At 69.1% G+C, this 25605-nt stretch carries 26 protein-coding genes, 1 tRNA gene, 1 other RNA gene and 1 pseudogene; 12 read left to right on the forward strand and 17 right to left on the reverse strand.

Features of this window, described 5'->3' with window-relative positions; translation table 11 throughout:
- The first annotated feature begins 70 nt into the window (after positions 1–70).
- Positions 71–1078, forward strand: coding sequence for an ABC transporter ATP-binding protein (locus MTAB308_RS17675; RefSeq protein WP_077100845.1), 1008 nt, complete (start codon positions 71–73; stop codon positions 1076–1078).
- A 34-nt stretch (positions 1079–1112) separates the two neighbouring features.
- Here MTAB308_RS17675 and MTAB308_RS17680 read toward each other — a convergent pair whose 3' ends face one another.
- Positions 1113–1901 carry a rhomboid-like protein gene (locus MTAB308_RS17680; protein ID WP_245831439.1) on the reverse strand — a complete coding sequence of 263 codons (789 nt, stop codon included), beginning with the start codon at positions 1899–1901 and terminating at the stop codon, positions 1113–1115.
- A gap of 2 nt (positions 1902–1903) precedes the next feature.
- A complete protein-coding gene (lysA, locus tag MTAB308_RS17685) occupies positions 1904–3262 on the reverse strand; it encodes a diaminopimelate decarboxylase (protein WP_077100849.1) in 1359 nt (452 codons plus the stop codon).
- Positions 3263–3452: 190 nt separating this feature from the next.
- On the opposite strand from lysA, the gene MTAB308_RS17690 reads away from it, so the two are divergent.
- Entirely contained in the window at positions 3453–4289 is an 837-nt protein-coding gene (locus tag MTAB308_RS17690; protein WP_077100851.1) for a mycofactocin-coupled SDR family oxidoreductase, read from the forward strand.
- A 10-nt stretch (positions 4290–4299) separates the two neighbouring features.
- A complete protein-coding gene (locus MTAB308_RS17695; protein ID WP_077100853.1) occupies positions 4300–5502 on the forward strand; it encodes a cytochrome P450 in 1203 nt (400 codons plus the stop codon).
- A 6-nt stretch (positions 5503–5508) separates the two neighbouring features.
- Here MTAB308_RS17695 and MTAB308_RS17700 read toward each other — a convergent pair whose 3' ends face one another.
- Entirely contained in the window at positions 5509–6057 is a 549-nt protein-coding gene (locus tag MTAB308_RS17700) for a TetR/AcrR family transcriptional regulator (protein WP_108637343.1), read from the reverse strand.
- A 159-nt stretch (positions 6058–6216) separates the two neighbouring features.
- Between MTAB308_RS17700 and MTAB308_RS17705 the strand changes: the two genes are divergently transcribed.
- Positions 6217–6921, forward strand: a complete 705-nt coding sequence (locus tag MTAB308_RS17705; protein WP_077100856.1) for an SDR family NAD(P)-dependent oxidoreductase — start codon at positions 6217–6219, stop codon at positions 6919–6921.
- 37 nt (positions 6922–6958) lie between these two features.
- On the forward strand, positions 6959–7345 hold the full coding sequence (locus MTAB308_RS17710; RefSeq protein WP_077100859.1) for a PPOX class F420-dependent oxidoreductase: 387 nt from the start codon (positions 6959–6961) through the stop codon (positions 7343–7345).
- Here the strand turns inward: MTAB308_RS17710 and MTAB308_RS17715 are convergent.
- Both MTAB308_RS17715 and MTAB308_RS17720 read right to left on the reverse strand, forming a co-directional pair.
- Positions 7329–8492 (reverse strand): zinc-binding dehydrogenase, encoded by a 1164-nt coding sequence (locus MTAB308_RS17715; protein WP_077100861.1) that lies wholly within the window; start codon positions 8490–8492, stop codon positions 7329–7331. The two genes, MTAB308_RS17710 and MTAB308_RS17715, sit on opposite strands and share 17 nt — an antisense overlap.
- A gap of 12 nt (positions 8493–8504) precedes the next feature.
- Complete coding sequence (locus MTAB308_RS17720; protein WP_077100863.1) at positions 8505–9893, reverse strand: wax ester/triacylglycerol synthase family O-acyltransferase; 1389 nt, start codon at positions 9891–9893, stop codon at positions 8505–8507.
- 151 nt (positions 9894–10044) lie between these two features.
- On the opposite strand from MTAB308_RS17720, the gene MTAB308_RS17725 reads away from it, so the two are divergent.
- On the forward strand, positions 10045–10428 hold the full coding sequence (locus MTAB308_RS17725) for a hypothetical protein (protein ID WP_077100865.1): 384 nt from the start codon (positions 10045–10047) through the stop codon (positions 10426–10428).
- Between the two features lie 8 nt (positions 10429–10436).
- Here the strand turns inward: MTAB308_RS17725 and MTAB308_RS17730 are convergent, their stop codons facing one another.
- From MTAB308_RS17730 to MTAB308_RS17740, 3 genes are all read right to left on the reverse strand, one after another.
- On the reverse strand, positions 10437–11423 hold the full coding sequence (locus MTAB308_RS17730) for an SDR family NAD(P)-dependent oxidoreductase (protein ID WP_077100867.1): 987 nt from the start codon (positions 11421–11423) through the stop codon (positions 10437–10439).
- Positions 11424–11442: 19 nt separating this feature from the next.
- A complete protein-coding gene (locus MTAB308_RS17735) occupies positions 11443–12141 on the reverse strand; it encodes a cutinase family protein (protein WP_077100869.1) in 699 nt (232 codons plus the stop codon).
- A 108-nt stretch (positions 12142–12249) separates the two neighbouring features.
- Entirely contained in the window at positions 12250–12423 is a 174-nt protein-coding gene (locus MTAB308_RS17740) for a CsbD family protein (protein ID WP_068106689.1), read from the reverse strand.
- Positions 12424–12726: 303 nt separating this feature from the next.
- On the opposite strand from MTAB308_RS17740, the gene lipL reads away from it, so the two are divergent.
- Positions 12727–14034, forward strand: coding sequence for an esterase/beta-lactamase LipL (lipL, locus tag MTAB308_RS17745; protein WP_077104477.1), 1308 nt, complete (start codon positions 12727–12729; stop codon positions 14032–14034).
- On the opposite strand, the gene MTAB308_RS17750 is transcribed toward lipL, so the two are convergent.
- Genes MTAB308_RS17750 through MTAB308_RS17760 form a run of 3 tightly spaced genes read right to left on the reverse strand, consistent with a single transcriptional unit; the run spans position 14031 to position 17601 of the window.
- On the reverse strand, positions 14031–15086 hold the full coding sequence (locus tag MTAB308_RS17750) for an NAD(P)H-dependent amine dehydrogenase family protein (protein WP_077100871.1): 1056 nt from the start codon (positions 15084–15086) through the stop codon (positions 14031–14033). The two genes, lipL and MTAB308_RS17750, sit on opposite strands and share 4 nt — an antisense overlap.
- A 41-nt stretch (positions 15087–15127) precedes the next feature.
- The gene (locus tag MTAB308_RS17755) at positions 15128–16285 is read right to left on the reverse strand and encodes a hypothetical protein (RefSeq protein WP_077100873.1); all 1158 of its coding nucleotides are present in this window, start codon (positions 16283–16285) and stop codon (positions 15128–15130) included.
- Entirely contained in the window at positions 16282–17601 is a 1320-nt protein-coding gene (locus MTAB308_RS17760; protein ID WP_077104479.1) for a hypothetical protein, read from the reverse strand. The genes MTAB308_RS17755 and MTAB308_RS17760 overlap by 4 nt, the downstream gene beginning before the upstream one ends.
- A gap of 44 nt (positions 17602–17645) precedes the next feature.
- Between MTAB308_RS17760 and MTAB308_RS17765 the strand changes: the two genes are divergently transcribed.
- Complete coding sequence (locus tag MTAB308_RS17765; RefSeq protein WP_077100876.1) at positions 17646–17990, forward strand: hypothetical protein; 345 nt, start codon at positions 17646–17648, stop codon at positions 17988–17990.
- 3 nt (positions 17991–17993) lie between these two features.
- On the opposite strand, the gene MTAB308_RS17770 is transcribed toward MTAB308_RS17765, so the two are convergent.
- The 3 genes from MTAB308_RS17770 to MTAB308_RS17780 form a co-directional block, all read right to left on the reverse strand.
- On the reverse strand, positions 17994–19340 hold the full coding sequence (locus tag MTAB308_RS17770; RefSeq protein ID WP_077104481.1) for a CHAT domain-containing protein: 1347 nt from the start codon (positions 19338–19340) through the stop codon (positions 17994–17996).
- Positions 19337–21067, reverse strand: a complete 1731-nt coding sequence (locus MTAB308_RS17775) for a hypothetical protein (protein ID WP_077100878.1) — start codon at positions 21065–21067, stop codon at positions 19337–19339. The genes MTAB308_RS17770 and MTAB308_RS17775 overlap by 4 nt, the downstream gene beginning before the upstream one ends.
- Before the next feature lie 95 nt (positions 21068–21162).
- On the reverse strand, positions 21163–21663 hold the full coding sequence (locus tag MTAB308_RS17780) for a lipoprotein LpqH (protein WP_173842251.1): 501 nt from the start codon (positions 21661–21663) through the stop codon (positions 21163–21165).
- A 119-nt stretch (positions 21664–21782) separates the two neighbouring features.
- Between MTAB308_RS17780 and MTAB308_RS17785 the strand changes: the two genes are divergently transcribed.
- Both MTAB308_RS17785 and MTAB308_RS17790 read left to right on the forward strand, forming a co-directional pair.
- Positions 21783–22157, forward strand: a complete 375-nt coding sequence (locus MTAB308_RS17785) for a hypothetical protein (protein WP_077100882.1) — start codon at positions 21783–21785, stop codon at positions 22155–22157.
- Positions 22154–22894, forward strand: coding sequence for an enoyl-CoA hydratase/isomerase family protein (locus tag MTAB308_RS17790; protein WP_077100884.1), 741 nt, complete (start codon positions 22154–22156; stop codon positions 22892–22894). The genes MTAB308_RS17785 and MTAB308_RS17790 overlap by 4 nt, the downstream gene beginning before the upstream one ends.
- A gap of 15 nt (positions 22895–22909) precedes the next feature.
- Here the strand turns inward: MTAB308_RS17790 and lucA are convergent, their stop codons facing one another.
- Positions 22910–23692 carry a lipid uptake coordinator LucA gene (gene lucA, locus MTAB308_RS17795; RefSeq protein WP_077100886.1) on the reverse strand — a complete coding sequence of 261 codons (783 nt, stop codon included), beginning with the start codon at positions 23690–23692 and terminating at the stop codon, positions 22910–22912.
- Positions 23693–23805: 113 nt separating this feature from the next.
- Positions 23806–23894 (reverse strand) — tRNA-Ser (locus MTAB308_RS17800).
- Positions 23895–23961: 67 nt separating this feature from the next.
- Here MTAB308_RS17800 and ffs point away from each other — a divergent pair.
- Positions 23962–24056, forward strand: an RNA gene (gene ffs, locus MTAB308_RS17805) — signal recognition particle sRNA small type.
- Here the strand turns inward: ffs and MTAB308_RS30600 are convergent.
- Positions 24052–24222 (reverse strand): annotated as a pseudogene (locus MTAB308_RS30600) (2-isopropylmalate synthase); the annotation flags it as partial. The gene ffs and the pseudogene MTAB308_RS30600 overlap by 5 nt on opposite strands.
- Before the next feature lie 34 nt (positions 24223–24256).
- On the opposite strand from MTAB308_RS30600, the gene MTAB308_RS17815 reads away from it, so the two are divergent.
- A complete protein-coding gene (locus MTAB308_RS17815) occupies positions 24257–25552 on the forward strand; it encodes an aspartate aminotransferase type Ic (RefSeq protein WP_108637346.1) in 1296 nt (431 codons plus the stop codon).
- The last annotated feature ends 53 nt before the right edge of the window (positions 25553–25605 follow it).

Consider the following 25605-nt stretch of genomic DNA (forward strand, 5'->3'; position numbering starts at 1 on the left):
GGCGGTCAACCGGTTATTCCGTCTCAAAAACCATCGACCGCAGAATTGCACGATCAACTGGAGGTCGCACATGGGCATCGGAATTTCGGTCCGGGGGTTGACCAAGTCGTTCGGGGCCGCCCGAGTGTGGGAAGACGTCACGCTGGACATCCCGGCTGGGGAGGTGAGCGGGCTGATCGGCCCGTCGGGAACCGGCAAATCGGTGTTTTTGAAGTCGCTGATCGGGCTGCTGCGCCCGGAGCGCGGCTCGATCGTCGTCGACGGTGTCGACATCATGCAGAGCACGGCCAGGGAGCTGTACGAGATCCGCAGGCTGTTCGGCGTCATGTTCCAGGACGGCGCGCTGTTCGGCTCGATGAACTTGTACGACAACACCGCATTCCCGTTGCGGGAGCACACCAACAAGACCGAACGCGAGATCCGCGACATCGTCATGGAGAAGCTCGAGCTGGTGGGGCTGCAAGGCGACGAAAACAAGTACCCCGGCGAGATCTCCGGCGGTATGAAAAAGCGCGCCGGACTGGCCCGCTCGCTGGTCCTCGACCCGGAGATCATCCTCTGTGACGAGCCCGACTCCGGACTGGACCCCGTCCGCACCGCCTACCTGTGCCAGCTGCTCATCGACATCAACGCGCAGACCGACGCCACGATCCTGATCGTGACCCACAACATCAACGTGGCTCGCACCGTGCCCGACAACATCGGCATGCTGTTCCGGCACAAGCTGGTGATGTTCGGTCCGCGCGAGATGCTGCTGACCAGCGACGAACCGGTGGTGGGACAGTTCCTCAACGGCCGCCGCATCGGACCGATCGGCATGTCCGAGGAGAAGGACGAGGCGACCATGGCCGAGGAGCAGGCGATGGTCGACGCCGGCCAACACGCGGGCGGCGTGGATGACGTCGAGGGGGTGCCGCCGCAGGTGGTTGCCACTCCCGGCATGCCGGTGCGCAAGGCCGTCGAGCGTCGCCGCGCTCGTGTGCGCGAGATGTTGCACACCCTTCCACCCAAGGCGCAGCAGGCCATCCTGGACGACTTGGAGGGCGATACCGCATCGGTTGGCGCACAGCGGCGCTGAGCACCCGGTGCGGAAAGCGATCCTAGCCCGGCGGCTACGCCGGCGAGGGCTGCGGCCGCGATGCGCGGCCGGCAAGTAGCCCGATGAGGGCCGCCGCCAGGCCGGTAGCGGTCGCCTCCACCGACGACCCCGACAGCACGAAATACCCGAAAGCGCAGCCGCCGCACAGCAAAACGATGCGCGACGGCGTCCACGCGGCCGCGGAGGGCAGCCGGTAGGACAAACCGATGCCGAGCAGCAGGGCCAGGACATGGCCGACGGCGGTGAAGTCCGCTCCCAGCGCCACCGTCACTGCGATCCCGAGCCACCACCCGGCCCACGCCGCTCGCCAGCGCGACGGTACGGACGCCGTCAGCGCCCCGAGCACGCACACTGCGCCGTAACTGACCCCCACGTCGCTCGCTCGCGCAATAGAGGACGGCAGCCAGCCCGCCTCGAGCGCGACGACCAGCCCCAGCGCGACCAGCAACGTGGCGCCGATATGGCCGACCGCGAAGGTGACGACCAATCCCTTGCCACGCCAAAGCAATTCGCCCAAGGCTAACAAGCACACCAGCCATGGCAGCCAGAGGTAGACCTCGCCACCGTCGTCGACGAACGCGCTGCCGACCAACGTGGTGAGGCGCCCGTGGGCGAGGTTGTGCAGGTTGGTGCTCATCCGGCTGACGACGACGTCGCGCGCGTGCGGACCGAGCGCCTTCAGCATGACCGAGATCGCGGCCAGCGCGACGGCGTAGGCCGCCGTGACGCGCACCGATGCCGCGCGGGACAACGCCCGCGCGGCCCAGCTCGCCGTGGTCTCGCGAACAGCTATGGCGGCCATCGTCATTCGGTCGCCTCCGACCGGCCCGACCAGCCGCGGTCTCGGGCGAGCAGGTCGGCGATGGTCTCGCGGCGGACCAGTTCACGGGCCCTGCCCGCGGCGGCGGCGACCAGCGGCGGGCGGCCCACCTGGCTGCAGGTGGATCCCATCGAGTAGTGGTAGGCGCCGGTGCAGGCCACCGCCAGCAAGTCGCCGGGATGGATGTCGGCGGACAGCTCGACATCGCTGGCGATCTCGTCACCGGCCTCGCAATGACGGCCCACCACCGTAACCAGCGTGGTGTCGGCGCACGAATGCCGATTGGCCAGCGCCACCGTGTATTTCGCGTCGGCGCCGGCCACGCGCGGATTGTCGCTCATCCCGCCGTCCACCGCGACGAAGGTGCGTCCGTCGCTCTGGCGCTTGACGGCCACCACCCGGTACAGCGTTATCCCGGCGCGGGCGGCGATCGCGCGGCCCGGCTGGATCACGATGCGCGGTTGCGGATAACCGTATTTCCTGCAAGCGGATTGGAGTGTGGCGTCGATGACCGCGCCCAATGCCCGCGGGTCGAGCTGGGGATCCCCGGACCGATAGGGGACGGCGTGGCCGCCGCCGAGGTTGAGCTCGCCCAGCGCGATCCCGTGGCGGTCACGGACCTGGGCCATCGAGGCGATCACCTGCCTGATCGCCTCGCCGTACAGCGCGACGTCGGCGAGCTGCGAGCCCAACTGGCAGTGCAGCCCGACCAGGTCGAGCCACGGCTGATCCAAGACGCGCTTGACCGCGCCGTAAGCCTGGCCGCCCGCCAACGCGAAGCCGAACTTCTGGTCGAGCACCCCGCCGCTCACCGCGCCGGCGTCGATGTCGGGGATCACCCGGATCAGCACGCGCTGGCGGCGGCGCACCCGGCCGGCCAGCAGCGCGATCTCGTGGGGCGTGTCGATCACGATCCGCCCCACCCCGGCGGCCACCGCATCGTCCAGCTCGCCGGCGGTCTTGGCGTTGCCGTTGAGGATGATCTTCGCCGGCGGCACCTCGCCGGTGAGGGCGGTGGCCAGTTCGCCGCCGGAACAGACGTCCACGCCCGCGCCTTCGTCGGCGGCCCACCCCGCCACGGCCGCGCTCAGCAGCGCCCGACCGGCGTAGATCACTTCGGCGCCGGGAAGCGCCGCACGATAATCGCGGATGCGCGTCCGGAAATCGTCCTCATCGACGACGTAGGCGGGGGTGCCGAACGAGGCGGCCAGCTCGGTGGCGGCGACCCCGCCGACGCACAACCGGCCCCTCCCGTCGACGTAGCTGCTCAGCGGCCAGATCGCCCGGTCGAGGTGCGAATCCACCTCGTGCCGCGGCGAGGAAACCAGCTCGAACAGCGTCATACGTCCACGGTGCAGGTGCGCGGCGGGCTCCGCCTCGCTCTTAACGAAGCTTTCACACCCGTGTGATCAATCTTCACAGAATCTGCACGGCCGCCAGGCTCGTCCGCGCCTTGACGCGCTCGTCCCGGTGCTGCTACACATGGCGTGCGGCAGAAATTGGGCGATCGCCCAAAAATGGATAGAGGTGACTATGGCGGGCCGGATGGACGGCAAGGTCGCGTTCGTGACCGGCGCGGCGCGCGGGCAGGGCAGAAGTCACGCGGTGCGGCTCGCGCAGGAGGGTGCCGACATCATCGCCGTCGACATCTGCCGCAAGTTCGAGGCCTCGCCGGCGGACGGCGCGACGCCCGAGGACCTCGATGAGACCGCGGGCCTGGTGAAGGACGCCGGCGGTCGGGTCGTCACTGCCAAGGTCGACGTGCGCGATTTCGACGCCTTGCGGGCCGCCGTCGGCGGCGGGGTCGAACAACTGGGGCGCCTGGACGTGATCGTCGCGAACGCCGGCATCGGGACGACGGCGGGAAAGCTCCACAAGACCGACGAGGCGCTGTGGCAGGAGATGATCGACGTCAACCTGAGCGGGGTATGGAAGACGGTGAAGGCCGGCGTTCCGCACATCCTGGCAGGCAATCGCGGCGGCTCCGTCGTCCTCACGTCCTCGGTGGCCGGGTTCAAGGCCTACCCCCACGTGGGCCACTACGTGGCGGCCAAGCACGGCGTGATCGGGCTGATGCGTTCGTTCGCGGTCGAATTGGGCCAGCGCATGATCAGGGTCAACGCCGTCCTGCCGACGCACGTGAACTCACCGCTGCTGATGAACGAGTCCACCTACCGCGCCTTCCGGCCGGAGCTGGAGAATCCCGGCCCCGACGACCTCGCGCCGGTGTGCCGAAGCTTCCACTACCTGCCGATCCCCTGGGTGACCCCGGAAGACATCACCAACGCCGTGCTGTTCCTGGCCTCCGACGAAGCGCGCTTCATCACCGGCGTCGCGCTGCCCGTGGACGCCGGCAGCTGCCTGAAGTAAGGAAGCATCGATGACCGTCACCCATGACACCGACGTCTACTACGACCCCTACGATACCGGCATCATCGCCGACCCGTACCCGACCTATGCGCGGCTGCGCGAAGAGGCGCCGATCTACTACAACGAGCGGTACGACTTCTGGGCGATATCAAGGCATTCCGACGTCGAACGCGCGCTGGCCAACTGGGAGGTGTTCTCCAACCGCCGCAGCGACATCCTCGAGTTAATTCAGTCGAAATTCGACATGCCCGGCGGCGTCATGATGTTCCAGGATCCGCCCGAACACACCAGGCTGCGCGGCCTGATGTCGCGGGTGTTCACGCCGCGCCGGATGGCCGAGCTCGAAGACCAGATCAGGCGGTACTGCGTGCGGTGCCTTGATCCGCTCGTCGGGTCGGACGGATTCGACATCATCGCCGAACTCGCATCGATGATGCCGATGCGAGTGATCGGGATGCTGCTGGGAATTCCTGAGTCCGAACAGGTTACGGTCCGTGACGCCAACGACGCCAACCTGCGCACCAAGCCGGGCACGCCGATGAAGGTCGCCGACGCCGACTCCATCGCCGACGGGCGCATCTACGCCGACTACGTCGAATGGCGTTCCAAGAACCCGTCGGACGACCTCATGACGACTTTGCTCAACGTCGAGTTCGACGACGAGCACGGGGTGCACCGAAAGCTGACGCGCAAAGAGGTGCTGCATTACACCCAGGTGGTGGCGGGCGCCGGAAACGAGACGACGGGCCGGCTGATCGGCTGGCTGGCCAAGGTCCTCGCCGAGCGCCCGGACCAGCGGCGCGAGGTCTACCAAGACCGGTCGCTGCTGACCCGGACGGTTGACGAGACGCTTCGATTCGAGCCCACCGGTCCCCACGTAGCCCGTTGGATGGCAAAGGATTTCGAGTGTTACGGCAAGACTGTTCCGGCCGGCAGCGCCATGCTGCTGCTGTTCGGCGCGGCCAATCGCGATCACCGCCGCTATACCGATCCGGACACGTTCAACATCCGTCGCGACAACATCTCGCACATCACTTTCGGCAAGGGCGTGCATTACTGCCTCGGGGCGAACCTGGCGCGACTCGAGGGCCGCGTCGCGCTCGACGAGATCCTCAACCGGTGGCCGGAATGGGACATCGATTACGACACGGCGCAATTGGCGTCGACGTCGACCGTACGCGGCTGGGAGCGCCTGCGGGTCGTGCTGCCCTAGGTCACCTCAATCGCGCCGCTTGCTCGGCATCTCGAACCGGTCCAGGAATCGGGTGACCAGCGCGACGGCCTCGTCGTGGCCGCCCTTGGTCCCGAGCGTCTGCTCGAGGATCAGGGTGCGTCCGACCGCGGCGATGACGACCGCGAGACCCGCCGGCGGGAATTCGCTTGTGTCGAGGCCATGTTCGCGGACGATGAAGTTCAGCGCGGTGATCTGCATCTCGCGCCACCGGTCCTGCCAGGCGGAGATTTCCGCACGGATCTCCTTGCGGTGGTTGGCAAGCCCCATGAACTCCAGCAGCAGCCGGGCGTCCTTGGGTTCGATGAGCGTCTCCCAGAAGGCGTGCAGGGGCCGGTCGGAGGCGAGCGCCTCGCGTTGCCGTTCCAGGTAGGCCGCGGCGCCCCGCCGGAACACGTCCAGATACAGCTCGTCCATCGTCGGGAAGTAGTAGTGCACCAGGGCCGGTTTGACCCCGGCCGCGGCGGCCACACGCCGCGAGGTGGCCGCGGCGTACCCCTCGTCGACCATGATTCGACTCGTCGCGTCGATCAGCATGTCCCGAGTGGTGGAGTCCCTGGCCATCAACGGACCCTAGATTGGGCGATCGCCAAAAATCAACCGTCCGGCGTGGCGCGCGGCTTGACCCTCGTCGCACGCGGGTGGTAGGCAGTGTCAAGCCCCATGCTGGGCGGTCGCTCAGGAAGGTGGGTGCGCGTGAAGACTGCGGTGGTGACCGGCGGGGCGTCCGGGATTGGCCGAGCGGTGGCGGAGCGATTGCGCAGCGACGGATTTCGGGTGGCGGTCATCGACCTGTCGCCCACCGGCGACGGGTTCGGCTACGTCGCGGACGTGACCGATCGTGCGCAGGTCGACGCCGCGATGTCGGCGATCCGGGATGCGCTCGGTCCGATCCTGGTGCTGGTCAACGCGGCCGGCGTGGAGGGCTTCAAGAAATTCCTGGGCATGTCGTTCGAGGAATGGTCGAAAGTGGTCGACGTCAACCTCAACGGTGTGTTCCACACGATTCAGGCGGCGCTCCCGGACATGGTCGAGGCGGGCTGGGGGCGCATCGTCAACATTTCGTCGTCCAGCACGCACTCCGGTCAGCCGTTCATGGCCCACTACGTCGCCGCCAAGTCCGCGGTGAACGGCCTGACCAAGTCGCTGGCCCTCGAGTACGGGCCGAGCGGGGTCACCGTCAACGCGGTCCCGCCGGGGTTCATCGACACCCCGATGCTGCGCAGCGCCGAGCGCCGGCAGCTGCTGGGCGGCACCGTGGAGGACCACATCGCGCGCACGCCGGTGCGCCGGGTGGGCAGGCCGGAGGACATCGCCGCCGCGTGCGCGTTCTTCGCCTCCGAGGAGGCCGGCTACATCACGGGCCAGATACTCGGCGTCAACGGTGGACGCAACACCTGAGGGTTAGGAAATCGCGTCAATGGGGAACTGTTCAGCCGTGCCTCCGCGCTTTCAGGACGTCATCGCGTCCAAGTACCTGCTCCTGACCACCTTCACCAAGGACGGTCGTCCCAAGCCGACACCGATCTGGGGCGTGCGGGACGGCGACAAGCTGTTGGTCATCACCGACGACGGGTCGTGGAAGGTGAGGCGGATCAAGAACACGCCCCGGGTGACGATCGCCCGCAGCGCGGCGCTGGGCAAGCCGAAGAGCGAACCGGTCGAAGCGGTCGCCCGGGTGCTGCCGAAATCCGAGACGCGGCGGGTCTATAACGCCGTGCTCAAGCGGTATTGGTATCACGCGTGGTGGTTCTACGCGCACTCGATCGTGCGGGGCGGCATCGACAAGGTGCACGTGGGGCTGGAGATCACGCCGGCTGCGTAGCGTCGCTGCGGGGGTCGATGAGGATTTTCGCGTGCGCCTCGGGGTCGCCGAGGGCGTCGAACGCGGCCTCGACGCCGGCCAGCCCGACCGTCCCGGTGATCAGCGGCGTGACGTTGACCTTGCCGTCGGCGATCATGTGCAGCGTGTCGCGGAACTCCAGCGGGGTGTAGCCGAGCACGAAGCGAAGGTCGATCTCCTTGTTGATCGCCATCGCCGGCCGGAGGCGGTCCGAGCCCATGCAGACGCCGACCACGACGACGCGCGAGAACACCGGCGCGCTGGCGATGATCCCGTCGATAATGCCTGGGACGCCGACGCATTCGAAGATGACGGGGTGCTTGGGCGTTGCCGCGCCGGCGGCCTCGGCGGCGCGCCACACGTGCCACCAGGGCAGCCGTAGCCTTTGCAGCTTCTCGATCGTGCCGACCGCCAGATCGAACGCCTCGAGGATCCCGTGCAGGTGTTTGCGGCTCGCGTCCGTCGCGTAGGGCGAATCCTGCGCGGGATCGACGACGACGTCGGCGCCGCAGGCGGTCGCCAGCGCGCGCCGGCCCGGTGCGAAGTCGCTGGCGATCACGGTGCGCACCCCGTGCGCCTTGAGCATGAGGATCACCGCGAGACCAATTGGCCCGCAGCCGATCACGATCGCCACGTCGCCCTTGCCCACCTCGCCGCGACGGACCGCGTGCCAGCCGACGGCCATCGGCTCGGTGAGGGCCGCCATCGTGGGGGACAACCCGTTCGGGACGGCGAGCGTCAGCGACTGCTCGACGAGCAGCTGCTCGGCATAGGCTCCCGGCGCCATCGTGGACAACCCGATCCCGTGCACCTCCTTGCCGCGGCGCAGCAGCGGCAGGGCGACGACCGTGCTGCCGGGCCGCGGTGCCTTGCGCGTGCCCGGGCCGTAATCGAGCACCTCGCCGCAGAATTCGTGACCGAAGACGACCGACTGATGCGATCGCATGAACGCGTCGTACCCGGATTCGACCATCACGTCGGCGAGCTCGTCGCAGTGGTGGCGCGCATGCAGGTCCGATCCGCAGATGCCGCACCGCAGGACCTCGATCAGCAACTGACCCTTCGCCGGGGCCGGGGCCGCGGTGTCGACCACCTCGAGCTTCGCATTGGTGCACGTGACGGATTTCATGTGCCGATCCTCCTACACCGCCGCGGGTTGCAGGCCCGCCGCCTCCCTCAACTCCTCGTAGGCTCGCCTCGTGCAGCGGGCGAGTTGCGGAAGGCCGTCGAGCGCGGCGCTGTTGCCGACGAACCCGAAGTCCATGCTGTCGTGGTAGGACGCCAACGTGGCGTTGAGCCCGATCGAGGCGGCGAGGGCCGAAACCGGGTAGATGCCAACGAGGCGCGCACCGTTGAGGTATCGAGTTTCCTTGGCTCCCGCCACATTTGAAATGACGAGGTTGCACGCCGGGCGCGCCACCCGGTCCAGGTGTGTCGATGCCCCGAGGCCGGCGAGCGCGACGAGCCCCACCGCATAGGTCATCGCCGCCTCGCTGGACATGCGGCCGAGTTCCTTCTTGCACGACGCGACCGAGTCGGCCACTTGGCGGATTCGTTCCGCCGCGCCGGCGCCGGGGTCGCCGAGACGCGGGAATATCGCCGACACGCGCGTGCCGATCGCGGTGTCCCCGTCGGCCCGCATCGACACCGGGCACATCGCGATGAAGGGATGCGCGACGGCTCGGCCCGTCTCCCTTAGGTAGGCGTGCAGCCCCGCGTCGATGACGCTGACCGCCACGTCGTTCAGGGTCGCCCCGAAGTGGCGGCCGACCCGGCGCATCTCGTCGAGCGGCAGCGACAGCGTCGCGAAGCTCCGCCCGATGTGGAGCGGGGCGTTGGTGGGGCCGTGCTGCGCCACGAACGGCAGGCTGCCCTCAAGACGCGATCGCAGTGCGCCCGCGAGCACCTTGCGCAGCGCGCCGACGGAAACCTGGTTCAGCGCCTCGACCTGCATGAGCGCGCCGCGAACCGAATCGGCGATGCGCGCTGCCAGCGACGTCGCGGAGTGCGCCGGGGGCTCCGGTGTGCCCAACGCAAAGGCGGGGGGTGGGACGGTGCGCCGGTCGGTCGTGCTCAGCCCGGCGTAGAGCCGCCGCAGGCCCGATTCTCCGTCGATGATCGAGTGGTGGGTCTTGGTGTAGATCGCGAACATTCCGTCCGGCACACCATCGATGACCCAGCAGCGAAAGAGCGGCCGATCACGGTCGAGTTGTGGCTCGTGCAGATCGGCGACGAGCCGCAACAGGTCGTCATAGGACGCTCCGGCGGGCAGCGCCAGGTGCCCGACGTGGTAATAGGGGTCCCAGTCCGTCACCTCCCGGAAATGGGGCGCACTTCGGCCCAGCAGCTCGGGGACGTAGTTGAACGGCGGCACCGGCGTGCACGCCCGATAGGCGTCCACGATCTCCCGCACGATGGGCGCGCGGCCGGCCGGCTTCTCGAACAGCAGCATCGCGCCGACGTGCGTCGTGCCGGCCGGTGATTCGATCAACAGCCACGAAAGGTCCAGCGGCGGAATCGGTTTGGTCATGCCGTACCTCCTGGCCGATGTCCGCGGCGCTTGCCGGAGCGCGCAGGAACGAAAACCCCACGGTGATGATCTCTCCGGGGACCGGCGCCCACGAGGGCACTAGGGCACCCGTTAGGGCGGTCGTAAGTCCCTCAGCGCTTAGGGTTGATCCATGCCGCGCGACCGCACCCGGACAGCGCCACCGATCTTGGCACTGGTGGCAGCGGCGCGCGTCGGGGTGGGCGCGACCATGCTCCTCGCGCCGGACCGGTTCTTCTCACCCGAATCGGGAACGGAGACCCTGCTGATGCAGACGATCGGGATTCGCGACCTCGTCCTGGGGTCGGGCGGGTGCGCGGCCTGGCTCCGCGGCGTCGACAACGAGTTCCGGGGCTGGGCGACGATCGGTTTGATCAGCGACAGCGCCGATCTGCTGCTGGGGCTGCGCAGCAAGCCCCTCGTCGGTACCAGGGGCGCGCTGGTCGCCACGCTGGCGCCCGTGCCATTCGTCGGCGCGGGCTTGTTCGGCTTGGCACGCCGGCTCCGCACGGCCTGACATCGCGGCTAAGCGCCCGCGGCGCGCAGGGCCTCGAAGGTGTCCGCGATGGTTTCCTTGGGGTCCCGATAGGTGATGCCGAGTTCCCGCTCGCTGGGCGAATCGTCTGACGCCGGCATCTGCGTGTAGTACTGCATCCCCGCCGACGTGAAGGGCGTGTCGAAGGGCAGGAACCGGCCCGCCCGATCCATCACCGCGCCGGCAACGCGCAGGGCGCTGTCCGGGATGGGAACCGCCACCATCGGGGTCCCGGCGACCTCGCCGAGCATGGTCGCGAGCTCGGCCGCGGGGACGCGGTGACCGCCGGCGGTGTAGCGGCGCGGCCCGCGCCCGGGTTCGAGGAGCGCCGCGTGCAACGCGGCCAGGTCCCTGGCGTCGACGACCAACCATGCCGCGCTGCGCCCCGGGATCGCGTGCATCTGCACCGCCGCCCTGACACCCTCGCCGGCCTCACCGAACTGGTTGCCGACCGGCGGGCCCAGCACCATGCCGGGATAGGTGATGTTCACCGGTGCGCCGGCGTCCTGCAGCCCGCGAGCATAGATTTCGACCTGCGCCTTGGACGTCCCGTAGCCGTCCGCCCCGCCGACGACCGGGAGGTCCGAAGTCAGCGTCTCCAGGCCGGGACGGAACAGTGCGGTGAAGCTCGACACGTGAATGATCGGGTCCAGGCCCAGCTCGACGGACTGCCCGAGGACGTTTTGCGCGCCCTGCATGTTCGTGGTCAGCATCTCGTTGGTCTGCCGGGGGTCGACGGCCACCAGGGCGGCGCTGTGCACCACGGCGTCGCAGCCGCGCAGGGCATCCCGCACCGAAACGCGATCGGTGATGTCCCCGACGGCGAAGTCCGAGACGTCGACGCCCAGTTTGGCCACCGAGGTGTGCAGCCGATCGGGATTGCGCACCAGGAACCGGATGGAGTGCCCGGCGTCGGCGATCGCCTTGGCGGTCCACCCGCCGACGAATCCCGTCCCGCCCGTGACCAGAACGTGCATGGTGCGATTCTGCACGGGCCTACAAATGGCTCGCGGCGTAGGTCGCGGCTTGGCCCGTCATGCCGTTCATCGGATAGGACATATGCGCGAAGGCGTCGTTGCCGTCACCGCAAATCCCGTCGCCCGGCGCGCACAACTCGAGCGTCTTGGGCTGATACAGCGGGCCGATGACGATCACCGGTGCGCCGTACTTCTGCAGCCACGGACCCGACGGCGTCCCGAACAGCGTGACCGCCGCGACGTGGTTCGCGATCTCCGGTGGCATCGGCGGGGGCACCGCGGAAGCCGGGACGCCCGCCGGCACGGCGGCCGAGGTGGTGAAACCCGCCACCGCGGCGCCCTGGGAATACCCGCCGAGCACCTCTTTGGTGTTCGGGCAATTTTTCGCCATCGACTCGATGTGGGTGCCGGCGTCACGGATGCCGTCGATGACGGTCGCCGGGAAATCGGGGTTGGAAAAGTCAGTGCTCGCAGGGTAATTGACCGGGTACACCCCGAGCGAGCGGGCGCCGAGCTGACCGCGCAGCGCATCGATGAACGATCCGCCGACGCCGCCGACACCGGGCGGCTCGCCGGATCCGCGCGCGAAGACGACCTCGACGTCCGGGCACGGATCGCCGGACGCCGGGGTGGGGGCGCCCAACAGCGCGAAGGCGGCCAGCATCGCCGCAACTCCGGCGGATGTCGTGAATCGGCGCATGCTCGTCAACCTTCGCATCATCGATGTCCTTACCTGATATTCGGCGCCACACGCGCTGCGGATTGCCACAGCGAACGACCAGCGGGCCGGCAGCCGTCTGGGCGGGCCCGCTGGTCGTTCGATCGGTTACTTCTTGAAGGCGTCCTTCACCTTCTCGCCGGCATCCTTCAGGCTGGACTTCGCCTGATCGGCGCGGCCTTCGTTCTTGGTGTCGTGATCGCCGGTGGCCTTGCCGATGGCTTCCTTGGCCCGGCCGCCCAGATCCTCGATCTTGTTCTTCGCCTTGTCTGTGCCGCTCATGTGTACTCGCTCCCTCGTCATCGATGCGTTATTCGTGCTCTTGTGGCTACCCAGCGGCGGGTGATATTGAAACCGCAGCTCGTCCGGGCTGTCATCATGGACTGCGTGGGCACCGCAATAGTGGTGGCGATCGTTGCGACGCTGATGCTGCTGGGCATCGGCATGGTGGTCAATCAGCTTCTTCGGCTCAGGAAGTGGCTGAACGCCCAGCCCCCCGAGCCACCGCCGGGCGAACAGGCCCACCCCACCCCCCGGAGTGATTTGTGTCCGGGCCTTTTCCCGGCTGATAGCTTGATTTCCGTGATGGCCTCGCGGCGCGGATCGGCCCTGTTGGTGACCGACGACGGCTTGCCACGCGGCGTGTCCGGGGCCGCCGACCCGCACTTCGCCAACGTCATCGGGATCTTTGCGCGGCTGTTCCCCGGCCGCCGGTTCGGCGGGGGAGCGCTGACCGTCTACATCGACGGCGTGCCCGTCGTCGACGTCTGGACGGGCTGGTCGGACCGCGCCGGCACCGAGCCCTGGACCGCCGACACCGGCGCGATGGTGTTCTCGGCGACCAAGGGCGTCGCATCGACGGTGATTCACCGCCTGGCCGACCGGGGTCTGCTGTCCTACGACGATCCCGTCGCCGACTACTGGCCCGAATTCGCGGCCAACGGGAAGGCCGACATCACGGTCCGCGACGTCCTGCGGCACCGGTCCGGGTTGTCGCACCTGCGGGGCGTCACCAAGGCGGAGCTGATGGACCACGTCCTCATGGAGGAGCGCCTCGCCGCCGCGCCCGTCGATCACCTGCGCGGCGTGCAGGCGTATCACGCGCTGACCTACGGATGGCTGCTGTCCGGTCTGGCCAGGGCCGTGACGGGCAAGGGCATGCGAGAGCTGATCCGGCAGGAGATCGCGCGCCCGCTCAACACCGACGGCCTGCACCTGGGCCGCCCGCCCCGGGGCGCGTCGACCCGGGCGGCTCAGATCCTGATACCGCAGGGGAAGCTGCGCGCCCCGGTGTTCAATTTCATCGCACCGAAATTGGCCGGCCTGCCGTTCTCGGGCGCGCTGGGGGCGATGTACTTCCCCGGCGTCATATCCCTGATCAAGGGGGAGACCGAGTTTTTGGACGGCGAGGTCCCGGCGGCCAACGGCGTGGTGACCGGACGCGGGTTGGCCAAGATGTACGCGGTGCTGGCCAACGACGGCCGCATCGACGGCAAGAAGTATTTGTCGAAGGAGTTGGTGCGCGGCCTGACGGGCCAGCCGCAACGCAAGTGGCCTGACGCAAACATGGTGGTGCCCATGCCGTTTCATTTGGGCTACCACGAGTCGCCGGTCCCCGGCCTGCTCAAGGGATTCGGTCACGTGGGGCTGGGTGGAACGCTCGGCTGGGCCGACCCGGAATCCGGCAGCGCGTTCGGGTTCGTCCACAACAGGCTGTTGACGCCGTTGCTGTTCGACATGGGATCGTTCGCGGGCTTGGCCGGCCCGCTGCGCAACGCCATCGAGGCCGCCCGTCACCAGGGCCCGCTTCCGGTGCCGCAGCTGGGCGCGCCCTACGCCAGGCCCGCCCGGAGGAAGGCCGTGCAGGCGACGGCGGCGTCGGGCGGGGGTTAGACCTTTGCGAAGCCCCTGGGAAGCGTGAGCGGCAGGTCGGTGTACGTCACGATGCCCGGCGGCGCGGCGACGACGGCCGGGATCGCGTTGATGACCGGCAGCGCCGTCATGATGTGCCCGAGCGCCATGAAGTCGGCGATGGTCTCGGCCTGGAAGTAGGGGGGTGGCAGGAACCCGACCTTGGTGGTCACGGTCGGCTGCCCGTCGATCTGGATGACCCAGCCGTCCTGGTCGATCTTCCAGTCGGGCTCCAGCGTCTGCCCCTTGCGCCACCGGACGTTGAGGTCGATCAGTGTTTTGTCGCCGACGATGCCCTGCCAGCTGATGTATACACCCGCGACGCATCCCGCGGCGATCGTCCAGGATGCCATCTCGAGATCGGCTGTGGTCTGGGCGAATTCGGCCACGCAACGCACCTCGTCGAGTTCGACACCGAGCGCGTCGGCCACCAGCCGCACGGCCTCGCCGAAAATGGCCGTCCCCTTGCGGGCCATCTCCGAAAGGTCCGGATGGTCGATCGGCTGACCGAAGCCCACCGGCTTCTCGGTCTCCGGCGAGTCGTAGAACGTGGTGTCGGCCGCCTCGATCACGCTCACCTTGTCGATCCTGTTGCACACCATCGCCGAGACGATGGCCAACAGCTCGGCGAAGCCCGGGCTGACGCCGGAGCCGAACATCGTCGACCCGCCCTTCTGGCAGGCTTCGACGATTCGGTCGCGGCCATCGCCGAGGTTGGCCCCGGTGATGAAGGACGCCGTCGTCACCACGTTGACGCCCGCGGACAGGATGCGGACCAACTCGTCGACGTCGATCCACATCGGGTTGTACACGACGCAGTCGGGTTTCAGGGCGAGCAGTTCGTCGACGTCGTTGGTGGCGGCCACGCCCAGCGGCGCGATGCCGACCAGCTCGCCGGCGTCGCGGCCTACCTTCGACTCTGACCAGGCATAACAGCCCACAAGCTCGAGCGTGGGGTTGTCGGCGATCGATTGCAGCGAGCTCTTGCCGACGTTCCCGGTGTTCCACTGGACGACCCGATAGGTGTTTGGCACTCGCTCAGCATAGGGAATGACGCCGGGCCGGGCGAGAAAGATCAGTAATCCGATTCGGCGGCCAGGATCTCGGCCAGGAAGGCGTCGTGCGGCGGCCGGTCCAGCCGCGCCCGCGCCCAGCGGCGGACCCTGTCCCGAGTGTCGCGGGTCTCGATCCCGCCCGACACGTCCGCGCCGACGATCACCGAGGTCGCCGACCAATCGTGGGCCCAGGCAGCCGATTCCGTCACCGGCCGCCGCTCGCGGTCGACCAGGGCGAGGGTGGCGTCGCCGTCGGCGTCCAGGGCGCCGCTGCCGCTGATGGCCCCGGACCGCAGGTGCACGGCTATCCCGGTGGCCGGGCCGGGCCCGATCACGCCCGCCCGCACGACGGCGACCACCTCGGCGCCGGCCACCTCGACGCTCCAGTCGACGGTGTTCTCGCCCGCGTCGAAGATCCCGGGCGGCACCGCACTCCAGCTGACGGACGCGACACCGCGGGCGATCGGGGCCGCGTCCCGGGGGCCGGCCCCGGTGCCGGCGGCCAGCGCGTAGTCGTCGCGACGCCCGCCCGGCCGCATCGGCTCACCGGCCGGCGCCAGGTCCGGATCGTCGAGCAGCGCCAGCAGTTGCGCCCATCCCGCGCCGTCGACCCCCACCTCGTCGGCCAGCCCGGCGCCCGCTCGCACCATGTCGACGACTCGCGGATCGCCGCCCCGCGCGTGGGCGATGAGGGCCAGGGCGTGCGGCGCCAGCAGCTCCTCCACATCCGAATCCAGGGTGTCGTCGGTGAAGAAACCCTCTGCGCCGGAGGTCAACAGCGCGACCTCCACGTCGAGCAGAGCTCGGTCGAGTCCGGCGATGCCGTCCACGCGGCTGACGGGCCACCACCGCCGCAGCCAGTGGCCCACGGCCAGCCGCCGGAGCGGGGCAACCGAGCCGGGCACGATCTCGACGCCGGCGAGCTCGATGCCGTGCGGTCGATCGGCCGCACCGTCGACCGCCGACACCAGCGCGACGTGCCCGGACTCGCCGAGGACGCGCCAAAGCCAGTCGGCGCGTGCCAAATCGGTGAAGGCGATTCGGGTGCCCGCATCGCCGGGGGGATCGTCGATCGTCCAGGACAGCACCGCGCCACTGACTTCCAGCACCACGGCCAGCGGGGTCTCGACGGGGGCCGCGCCCGTCGTCCACAGGCCGGAATCGGCAACCAGTCTCATCCGGCCACCTGCAATTCCAGCATCGCCTTGATCCGCTGGCGGTGGTCCAGGCTCACCGACCGCGCGACTCCCTCCAGCAGGGACCGCACCTCGTCGACGTCATCGCAGGGCTCCTGCCAGACGTCGCGTCCGTGCAGTCGCGCCCACAGCCGGCTCAGGTAGGGCCTGGTGTATGCCGCCAGGTCGTCAACGACCTGCCGTTGGCGGGGATGGATCGGACCGCCCTCGGCGAGGTAGCGCCGGGCGTGCAGCACGTAGGCCTCCTTGCGCAGCCGGGCCTGGATCTGCGCCGCCAACGCGTAGCGGCTGGCGACGGACGGGTCCAGCGGCGCCAGCTCGACGGCCACCTCGATGCCCGCCACCAGCGTGGCCTGCTTGTCCTCGGACAACAGCCCCCAGGGCGCCGACGCCCGGTCCACTTCCTCCTCGCACAGCAGCGGGATGTCGGGCAGCGCGTCGCGGTCCAGGGCGCGCCGCAGCGTCGCGCGTACCCGATCCACCACGCTGCGATCCAGCGGACGATCGCTGTCGGATTCGCCCGCGATTCGGGGTTGTCGTTGGGGCTCAGCCGAACTCAACCCCAGCCCGACGATCGACCACGGCAGCTCGGCGCCCTCCAAGCGGGCCGACGCCCCCAGGTTGTACGGGGTCGCGTCGGCGATCACGGCCGACCAGACACGCTGCCGGCCCGCCGCGGCGCGATGGCCGTTGACGGCTCCGAGCACCGTCCCGAGTTCGGCCAGGAACGGGCCGGTGGCCGTGGGTGCGGCCCGCACGTCGCGCCAGCTGCGGTCGAGCTGCTCGGCCAGCCTGCCCACGACATCGGGGCTTGCCACGTATTGGCGCAGCACCTCGATAGCGGTGCGGTCGCGGCCCTGGTGGATGTCGGTGAGCACGGCGGCAGCGGTCTCTCGATCTTGCGGCGCCGGTGGGCCTTTCGTCACCGCGAGCTCGAAGCACACCGGGAAATACAGTTCCTGGGCGTTGCCGGTGCGGATTCGCTGCCTGCGGCGCTCGAGCTTGAGTGTGTCGAACCATGATGCCGCGTAACGCAATTCGCGTGCGCTCCCGACGATCAGGTCGTGCATCGCGGCAGCGGTTTCCGGAGGGACGACGGGTGCGGAATACTGGGGATTGGCGCGTAGCCGAAGCACCAAGGGGTCGAGGATGCGTTTGACGGTCCGGCTCAGGGGCCCGCCGTCGTCGCTGCTGAGCACCTCGACGCCCGGGCCGATCGCGCGCCACGCAGCCTCGATCACCGACCGGCGCGGCTGGCCCACGGCGACGTCGGTCGCGATCTGCGAATCCGCGCTCATCTGCACAGGATAGGGGCATTAGGAAAATATCGGCAGCCGAAAAGTTGGGTTCGGTAGCCGCCCGGCGGTTGGAGCCTGGTGGCATGACGAAGCTCATCATGTTGCTGGACCGGTTCCCGTTCGCTCGCCGTCGGATCCCGGCGGGCCCCGCCGTCGCGGTCGGCACCGTGCGCAACGTCGGTGACGAGCGCCAGGTTTTCATCGAGGTGGTGGCCGTGTCCGGCGAGACCTTCATCGGGAAATTGGCGGGCGGCGCGGGTGATCCGGCCGTGTCAATGCTGCGGCCCGGGCTGGTCGTGCTGGTGGCGTTCGATCCCGCTGCCCGCGAGGAGCTTTCGTTGCCGGATGACGTGCTGGCCGTCCACGCCGCCTGGCCGGCGTCGGTCTGAGCGCTATCGCGCGCCGTCCACCGCGAAAGTGACCAGGGCGCCCCAGTACAGCGGGCTGGCGGTGCCGTCGCCGTCCCGCCAGCGCCGCATCTGCGCACGCTGCCAACGATTCACCGCGCACCCCGCGTCGGCGCCGTCGTGCGCGTCGTCCACGGCGGCAACGACATCGGCCATCGGGTCGGCCGCTTCGTCTGCGGTGAACCGTCGATATGCCGCGGAGGTGGGCAGCGACCACAACGTGGCGGTCACCAGCTCGGCGCCGCCGAGGATCATGGCCGCGACCAGACCGGTCGCCTCGTCGAATTGATAGTCGCCGCCCGATCCGCACGCGAGCAGGGCGACCCGCGGCGGGATCGGCAGTTGCAGCGACATCAGGTCCGAGGCGGTCAGCGGGCGATGATCGCCGATCGCCTCGGCATCGCCGGGGATCCCGGCCCCGCAGGCCAGGTGCAGCGCGGCCTGGTCGGCCCTGCCGTGCGCCGAACTGGCGTGGCCGACGTACACGAGCCGACCCGGGGCCTGCGCCAGCTGCTTGGCCAGCCAGAGGCGGTCGGCGTCCTGGCGGCGGAACAGCTCGACCGGGTCGCCGACCTCCGGCAGCACCGGGCGGCGTTTCATCAGCCCGGCGAAGTGTTGCGCCAGCGGCGTTTCCGGCGACGGCCTGCCGAGCACCGAGCCGAGCGCGGAGTCGGGGCGCTGCCCGGGTACCCGGGGGTCGAGCAGCAACACCGGCGGAGCGCCCCGCCTGGCGTCCCAGCCGGCCGGTGACCGCGGCGAGTGAACGATGTTGGGCGGCACCGCCATCAGGACGTCGACCAGCTCCATCAGCCGGTGGCCGTCGGTTTGGGCGCCGACGTCGGCCAGCTGCCAGGGGATTCGGGCGGCTACCCGCCCGCTGCGTGTGATAGCGTCCTGGCGCGCGCGCACCAGCTCTTCCTTGCTCGGGCCCGATTTCGGCACCGCCAGCAGCCCCCAGGGAATGCGTGCCAATCGCGCGCTGGGCGAGACGAACAACACCGCCCGCGGCGATGCCGCGCACTGCAGCAACAGCTCCCACCCCGCCGACCCGATCAGCAGCACCCCGAGGATGTAGGCCACCGTGAGTTCGGCTTCCGGCGCCGCGAACGGACCACTGGTCAGTGCCCGCTCGATGGCTTCGGCCCGGCTCTCGGCGCCGTGTGGCTCGGGGAGGGCGTCGGTCAGCTCCTGCAACGCCGCGAGCAGAATCGGTTCCTCCACCACCCAATTGACGGTCTTGGCGGGCTGCCCCACGACCCGCAAACTGCCGTAGGTGGCGATCCCGACGTCGGCGAAGCGCAGTACCAGAGTCAGCCGGTCCGGATCGCTCATGGCCAGGTCGACCACGCCGGCTCGGCGGCGGTGACATCGCGGCCGTAGCGCTGCCGCGCCAGGTCGCGATAGTGGCTCATGATCGGCGGACTGCCGGGCTGCATCTGCAGCGGTGGCAACGGGCCGAGCCGCGTCAGCGAGCCGCCGGCGCGCGCCGCGGCCGGGCCGGCCGCGGCCAGCGCCAACTCCGCGTCGGTGTCGATGACGACGGTCGCGGTGGCCGTCGAGGCCCATTCCCCGATCTTCGGCCGCTGCAGGTCCGTGTCGAAAGTGCCTCGTGCACTGTGGTATTCGACCAGCTCACTGATCAGTTGGGTGTTTTCCCACTCCCACGCGACGGCGAAGGCGCCGGCCAGGATGGGCGCTGAAATGCTGGCCGCCCAGCGCGCTCTCGCGTCGGCGTCGGCGATCGAATAGCGCACCGAGTCGACCGCCAGCGCGGCCGGGACTTTGAGCTCCGCGGCCTGTTCGAGTTTGGTCATCGCGCGCCAGTACTGGGGGGTGCCGACCTCGCCGTGCAGGATGCCGAGCCCCTCGGCCTGCCGCGCCTCGGTTTCCTGCAGCGTCTCGTCGGGGTCGCCCGAACTGTCGAAACCGAGGTCGGCCAAGGCGTCCGCGCGCCACACGGTGCCGAGATGGCTGTCGAGCTGGGCGTACTGCAACCAACTGCTGCGCGGCGAGGCGTCGAGTAGCTCCCGGGCCTGCGCGATGAGCTCGACCGCATCGGCGAAGCGGCTCCAAAAGATGGCAATCCAGCTGCGCTGCAACAAGATACGATGCAGATGCAGGGGCTTCCCCAATTCACGCCAGAGCCGCTCGGCATGCTCCCAGCACTCGTCGGCGGCCTCCAGCGCTCCGGATCCCAGCCGGGTGAGCCCCATGTACAGCCAGCAACGCGCGACGTCGTGCGTCCGGCCGTATCGGGCGACGACGGGCTGGACCTCGGATGCCAGCTGCTCGGTCGTCGCGTGGTCACCGACCAACCAGCGGGCCGCGGCCCGCTCTAATTTCGTTCTGGCGCTTGCCAGTTCCCATTTTCGCGCCTCCGCCCTGGCCCCGGCGCGACGCAACCAGGGTTCGGCCTCGGGCAACCGGCCCGTTTCCACGCAGAACCGGCCGAAGGCGGTGCCCGCGGCGATCAGGAGATGGTCGGCCAGCTCGCTGCCGTCGCGGAGCTGGTCCACGCCGTCAAGAACCTGCTCCCACAACGGAACTGATCGCACATGCAGGTCGTCGTCGCAGAGCGCCGCGGCGCACAAGACTTGCGCGTGGGTGCGCAGGTAGGTGTGTTCGTCAACCAGGTCGTCGAAGCCGGACTCGGTGTCGCTCAACGCGCTCAGCGCCGACGCGGCGCCCTCATGGTCGCCGACGGCCGCGGCCAGGCCCGCCTCCAGGAACAGCGCCCGCCGTGAGTACCGGCAGATGAGGTGCGCCATCTCGGCGTCGGACATGCTTACCCGCGCCGCGGCGTCCGGCAGCGTCCCGGCGGCGATACCCGAATAGATGCCCAGGCAGTCGCGGATGCGCCGGATGGACTCGCGCACCCCCTCGTGCGTTCCGCGCGCCAGGTAGATCTCCCCAAGCTGCGCAAAGACTTCCAGCATCAGGTCGTCACGGTCTTCTCGCTCGATCTGCGGCATCAGCGACAGCAGCAGATCCCGGGCGCGTGTCTCGTCGGCGGCATACGCCAACCGGCGGGCGTTCGCCAACTCGACGGGGATCGACACGGCTGCATCATAAGTCCGCCGTCGCCGGCGTGGCGAGGATCCGGAGTGGCGGGCGTGTGAGTGAGGGCACGCCCGCCACCCCGGAGTTCCATCGATCAACCGCAAGTCACCTTGATGTTGAAGTCCTTGGTGATCATTCCGGCCATCGGGTTCTTCATGTCGGCGCCCTGCGCCTGTCCGGTGATGGTGTAGGTCTTGCCGTCCACCGCCACGTTGGCCGAACCAACCTTGGCGCCCATGCCGTTGCTGACGGACAGGGCGTTGCCGTCGACGAAGAGGGCCAGCGACTCGACCTTGGGGGTGGTCTCGTCGGTCATCACGACGGCCAGCGCTTGCTGGGCACCCGTGTTGCCGCTGCCGATGTCGATCTTGCCGCCGGTCCGGACGCAGGTCACCGAGGACGGGTTCAGGCCGGCGAGGTCGGTTCCGCCCACCTTGACCTGCGCGTTGGTACCGGTGGCGGCGCTGGTCGGCGCCGCGCTCGACGCGGGGCTGGCCGTGTGGCCGCCACTCGAGCAGCCCACCAGCGCCGACGCGACGCCAAGGGTTCCGATCGCTCCCGCGATAAGACGTTTCACTGGGTTTCCTTCCTTCATGCGCCGCCCGATTGGCGTCGCCATGAGCGCAAGTACAGCCCCGCCTCGCCGCTACCGATCCCAATTTCCGGCCCGGCCCGGTAGGCTGCCTCGACACGGCCGATGAAGGGAGACGCGCGATGGCGAGCGTGAAATGGCTGGAAAAGCCTGAGGCGCATGACTTCCCGGCGGCAGCCGACTACCTCGCCCTGCTCGCGGAGCCGGGGACCGCCAATCAGTTGGCGGAAAAGCTGAAGGCCGGAATCGTCAGCCACAAGAAGGCAAAGGACATCCTCCGGGCGGCGCGGCTGCGGCTGCTGCCAGACGACAATCCCCACGTCGCCGCCGATCTTTCCAAGATCAAGAAGGGGCAGGCGTTGTCCCCGATCCTGCTGGTGCGGGGCGATTTCACGACGGGCGTCCCGCTGCAGATCGCCGACGGCTACCACCGGGTGTGCGCGAGTTACCACACCGACGAGAACACCGACATCCCCGTCGTTATCGTCTCATCGTGATCGAGATCGAAGCCGCCGGCGCGGTCCAGGTGCTGACCCTTTCCTCCGGGCGCGTCAACGCCCAAGACGTCGAGCTGCTCAAAGAGCTGGCGGACGCGCTGGGCGAGCTGCAGCACTCCGGCGCGAAAGCGCTCGTGATCACCGGCGCAGGCCGCGCGTTCAGCGCGGGGGTCGACCTCAACCGCGTGGTCGACGGCAGTGCCGACTACACCGACCGGCTGATCCCGGCGCTGTCCGAGGCGTTCGAGGCGATGTTCTGCTATCCCGGCCCGACGGTGGCCGCGATCAACGGCGCCGCCATCGCGGGCGGATGCGTGCTGGCGTGCGCCTGCGACCGCAGGCTGATCGGCCCCGAGGCGCAGATCGGGGCATCCGAGGTCCGCGTCGGGGTGGCGTTTCCGGTCGCCGCGCTCGAGGTGATGCGCTACGCGTGCGGGGACCGCGCCGAGGACGTGTTGCTGGGCGGGCGCGTCTATCGGGGTGACGAGGCGATCGCCAACGGGCTCGCCCATCGCGTCGTCGCCGACGACCTCATCGGGGCGGCGGTGGCCGAGGCCGCCGACCTCGGCGGCATCCCGGCCGACGCCTATCGACACACCAAAGTGCAGCTGCGAGCCCCCGCCCTGGCGCGGATGCGCGAGGGCGCCCTCATCGACAGCGAGGTCCGTCAGCTGTGGGGCGCCGAGCAGACGCAGCGGCGCATCGCCGCCTACGTGGACAGCCTCAAGCGCCGCTGACGGCGCTGGCGGCGGTCATTCGTCGACCGCGACGCCGCCTCGGGTGCGCCGGCGCCGCATCCAGTGGGAACCCTTGCCCGTCGGGCGGCGGTTCTGCAGCCCACCCTTGGTCTCTCCGGTTTCCTGCGCCGCCGGCGTTTCCTCGGTGGCTTCGTCCGTTTCGACCGGTTCTTCGGGTTCTTTGGCCGGCTCCTCCGCCGCGGTTTCTCCGCTCGCCTCGGTCTCCGGGGCCTCTTCGGTCTCTTCGGCCTCGGGCTCAGCACCCTCGTCGGCGACTTCTTCGGTCACCTCTTCGGCCTCGTTGCCCTTCTTGCCGCGCAGGCCCCGCTTCTTGCGCTTTTCCTTCTTCGGCTTGATCGGCTTCGGCGGTGGCGGCGGCAACTCGGCGATGAACGACAGATAGAACGCGAAGACGCCGAGCACCCCGATCGCCGCGGCGGCGCCGTAAACGCCGAACAGCCAGCGCCCGGCGGCGTCGATGCTGAGCCAGATCTCGCTGATCGCGGTGCCGATGATCAGCGCGCCGGCCAGCACGTGGGCCACGATCGACCACAGCCGGATGGTCAGCGCCAGCTGCGGCGTGCCCAACTCCGGCTTGCGGGTCCGCAGCTGGGTGAAAACCACCGGCAGCGCGGCCAGGGCGACCAGCGCGCCGGTCACGATCCGCAGCGTCGTCCCCACCGAATGCGAGGTGTCGCCCATCAGTTCAGGCCAGCGGGGCAGGACGAAAAAGAAGTAGAGGACGCCGGCAGCGATCGAAAACGTCGCGTGCCACGGTATGGCGACCTTGCGCCCCATACGCCTCCTCATGCTGCCGGTGAGCCTTGTCGGCCGGTAAGCCAGCCTAAAGGCCGGTCAGAGCGATTCCAAACAACCCCCGTGCGTGGTCGCGCCCTATCGGGTGCGACCGGTGGCGGAGGATGCGGGATTTGAACCCGCGAGGGCTGTTAACCCAACCCGCGTTCCAGGCGAGCGCCATAGGCCACTAGGCGAATCCTCCGTGGGCCATGGTAACCGAGTGGCACGCGGTCGCCGCCGGTTGTTCGGATCCCAGGGACTACACTCACCATGGACCCCGCGCGGCGTCTATCCTGTGAACTCCCCCAGGGCCGGAAGGCAGCAAGGGTCAATGGGCTCTGTCGGGTGCGCGGGGTCCCCTATGTCAGACGGTGGCGACCCGCCTCGCCCGGCTCCGCCGCGCTCGCGATCGCCACTAGGGTGAAACGGTGGCGACCCGCCTCGCCCGGCTCCGCCGCGCTCGCGATCGCCACTAGGGTGAAACGGTGGCGACCCGCTTCGCCCGGCTCCGCCGCGCTCGCGATCGCCACTAGTGTCCAGCCTTCGACAGCGAAAGGGCCCCTGGTGTCTTTCGATTCCCTCAGCCCTGACGAGCTGACCGTGGTGCACGCGCGCAACCAGCAGGATTACGCGGAGCTGCAGGGCAAGAAGCTGGCCCTGGATCTGACCCGCGGCAAGCCCTCGCCCGAGCAGCTTGACCTGTCCAACCAACTGCTGAGCCTGCCCGGCGACGATTTCCGCGATTCCGAGGGCACGGACACCCGCAACTACGGCGGCCTGCACGGGCTGCCGGAACTGCGGGCCATCTTCGGGGAGCTGCTCGGGATCCCGGTGCAGAACCTGATCGCGGGCAACAACTCCAGCCTCGAGCTGATGCACGATCTGGTCGCCTTCTCGATGCTGTACGGCGGGGTCGACTCGCCGCGGCCCTGGATGAGGGAGCAGGACGGCATTAAATTCCTGTGCCCGGTCCCCGGCTACGACCGCCACTTCGCCATCACCGAGACGATGGGCATCGAGATGATCCCCGTCCCGATGATGCAGGACGGGCCTGATGTCGACCTCATCGAGGAATTGGTCGCGGTCGACCCGGCGATCAAGGGGATGTGGGCGGTGCCGGTGTTCGGCAACCCCACCGGCATCACCTACTCGTGGGAGGCGGTTCGCCGGCTGGTGCAGATGCGGACGGCGGCGCCCGACTTCCGCCTGTTCTGGGATAACGCGTACGCGGTGCACACGCTGACGCACGACTTCGTCCGCCAGGTCGACGTGCTCGGGCTCGCGGCCACGGCCGGCAACCCCAACCGCCCCTACGTCTTCGCGTCCACCTCGAAGATCACCTTCGCCGGCGCCGGGGTCAGCTTCCTGGGCGGGTCGCTGGGCAACATCGCCTGGTATCTGCAATACGCGGGGAAGAAGTCGATCGGCCCGGACAAGGTCAACCAGCTGCGGCACCTGCGCTTCTTCGGCGACGCCGACGGGGTGCGCCTGCAGATGCTGCGCCACCAGCAGATCCTGGCGCCGAAGTTCGCGCTGGCGCTCGAGATTCTGGACAACCGGCTGAGCGACTCCAAGATCGCCTCGTGGACCGAACCCAAGGGCGGCTACTTCATCAGCCTCGACGTGTTGCCCGGCACCGCGCGGCGGACCGTCGCTCTGGCCAAGGACGCCGGTATCGCGGTGACCGAGGCGGGCGCGTCGTTCCCGTACCGGAAAGACCCCGACGACAAGAACATCCGGATCGCGCCCACCTTCCCGTCGCTTCCGGACCTGCGCGACGCGGTCGAGGGGCTGGCGACGTGCGCGCTGCTGGCGGCTACGGAGTCGATGCTGGTCTCCTCCGCATCGAGTGTGAGCTGACGGCGACGACACGCCGGGCGGTTGACCGCAGGTTCGCACACAAAAGCCGGCGA

The organism is Mycobacterium terramassiliense, assembly GCF_900157385.1.
Lineage (GTDB): Bacteria > Actinomycetota > Actinomycetes > Mycobacteriales > Mycobacteriaceae > Mycobacterium > Mycobacterium terramassiliense.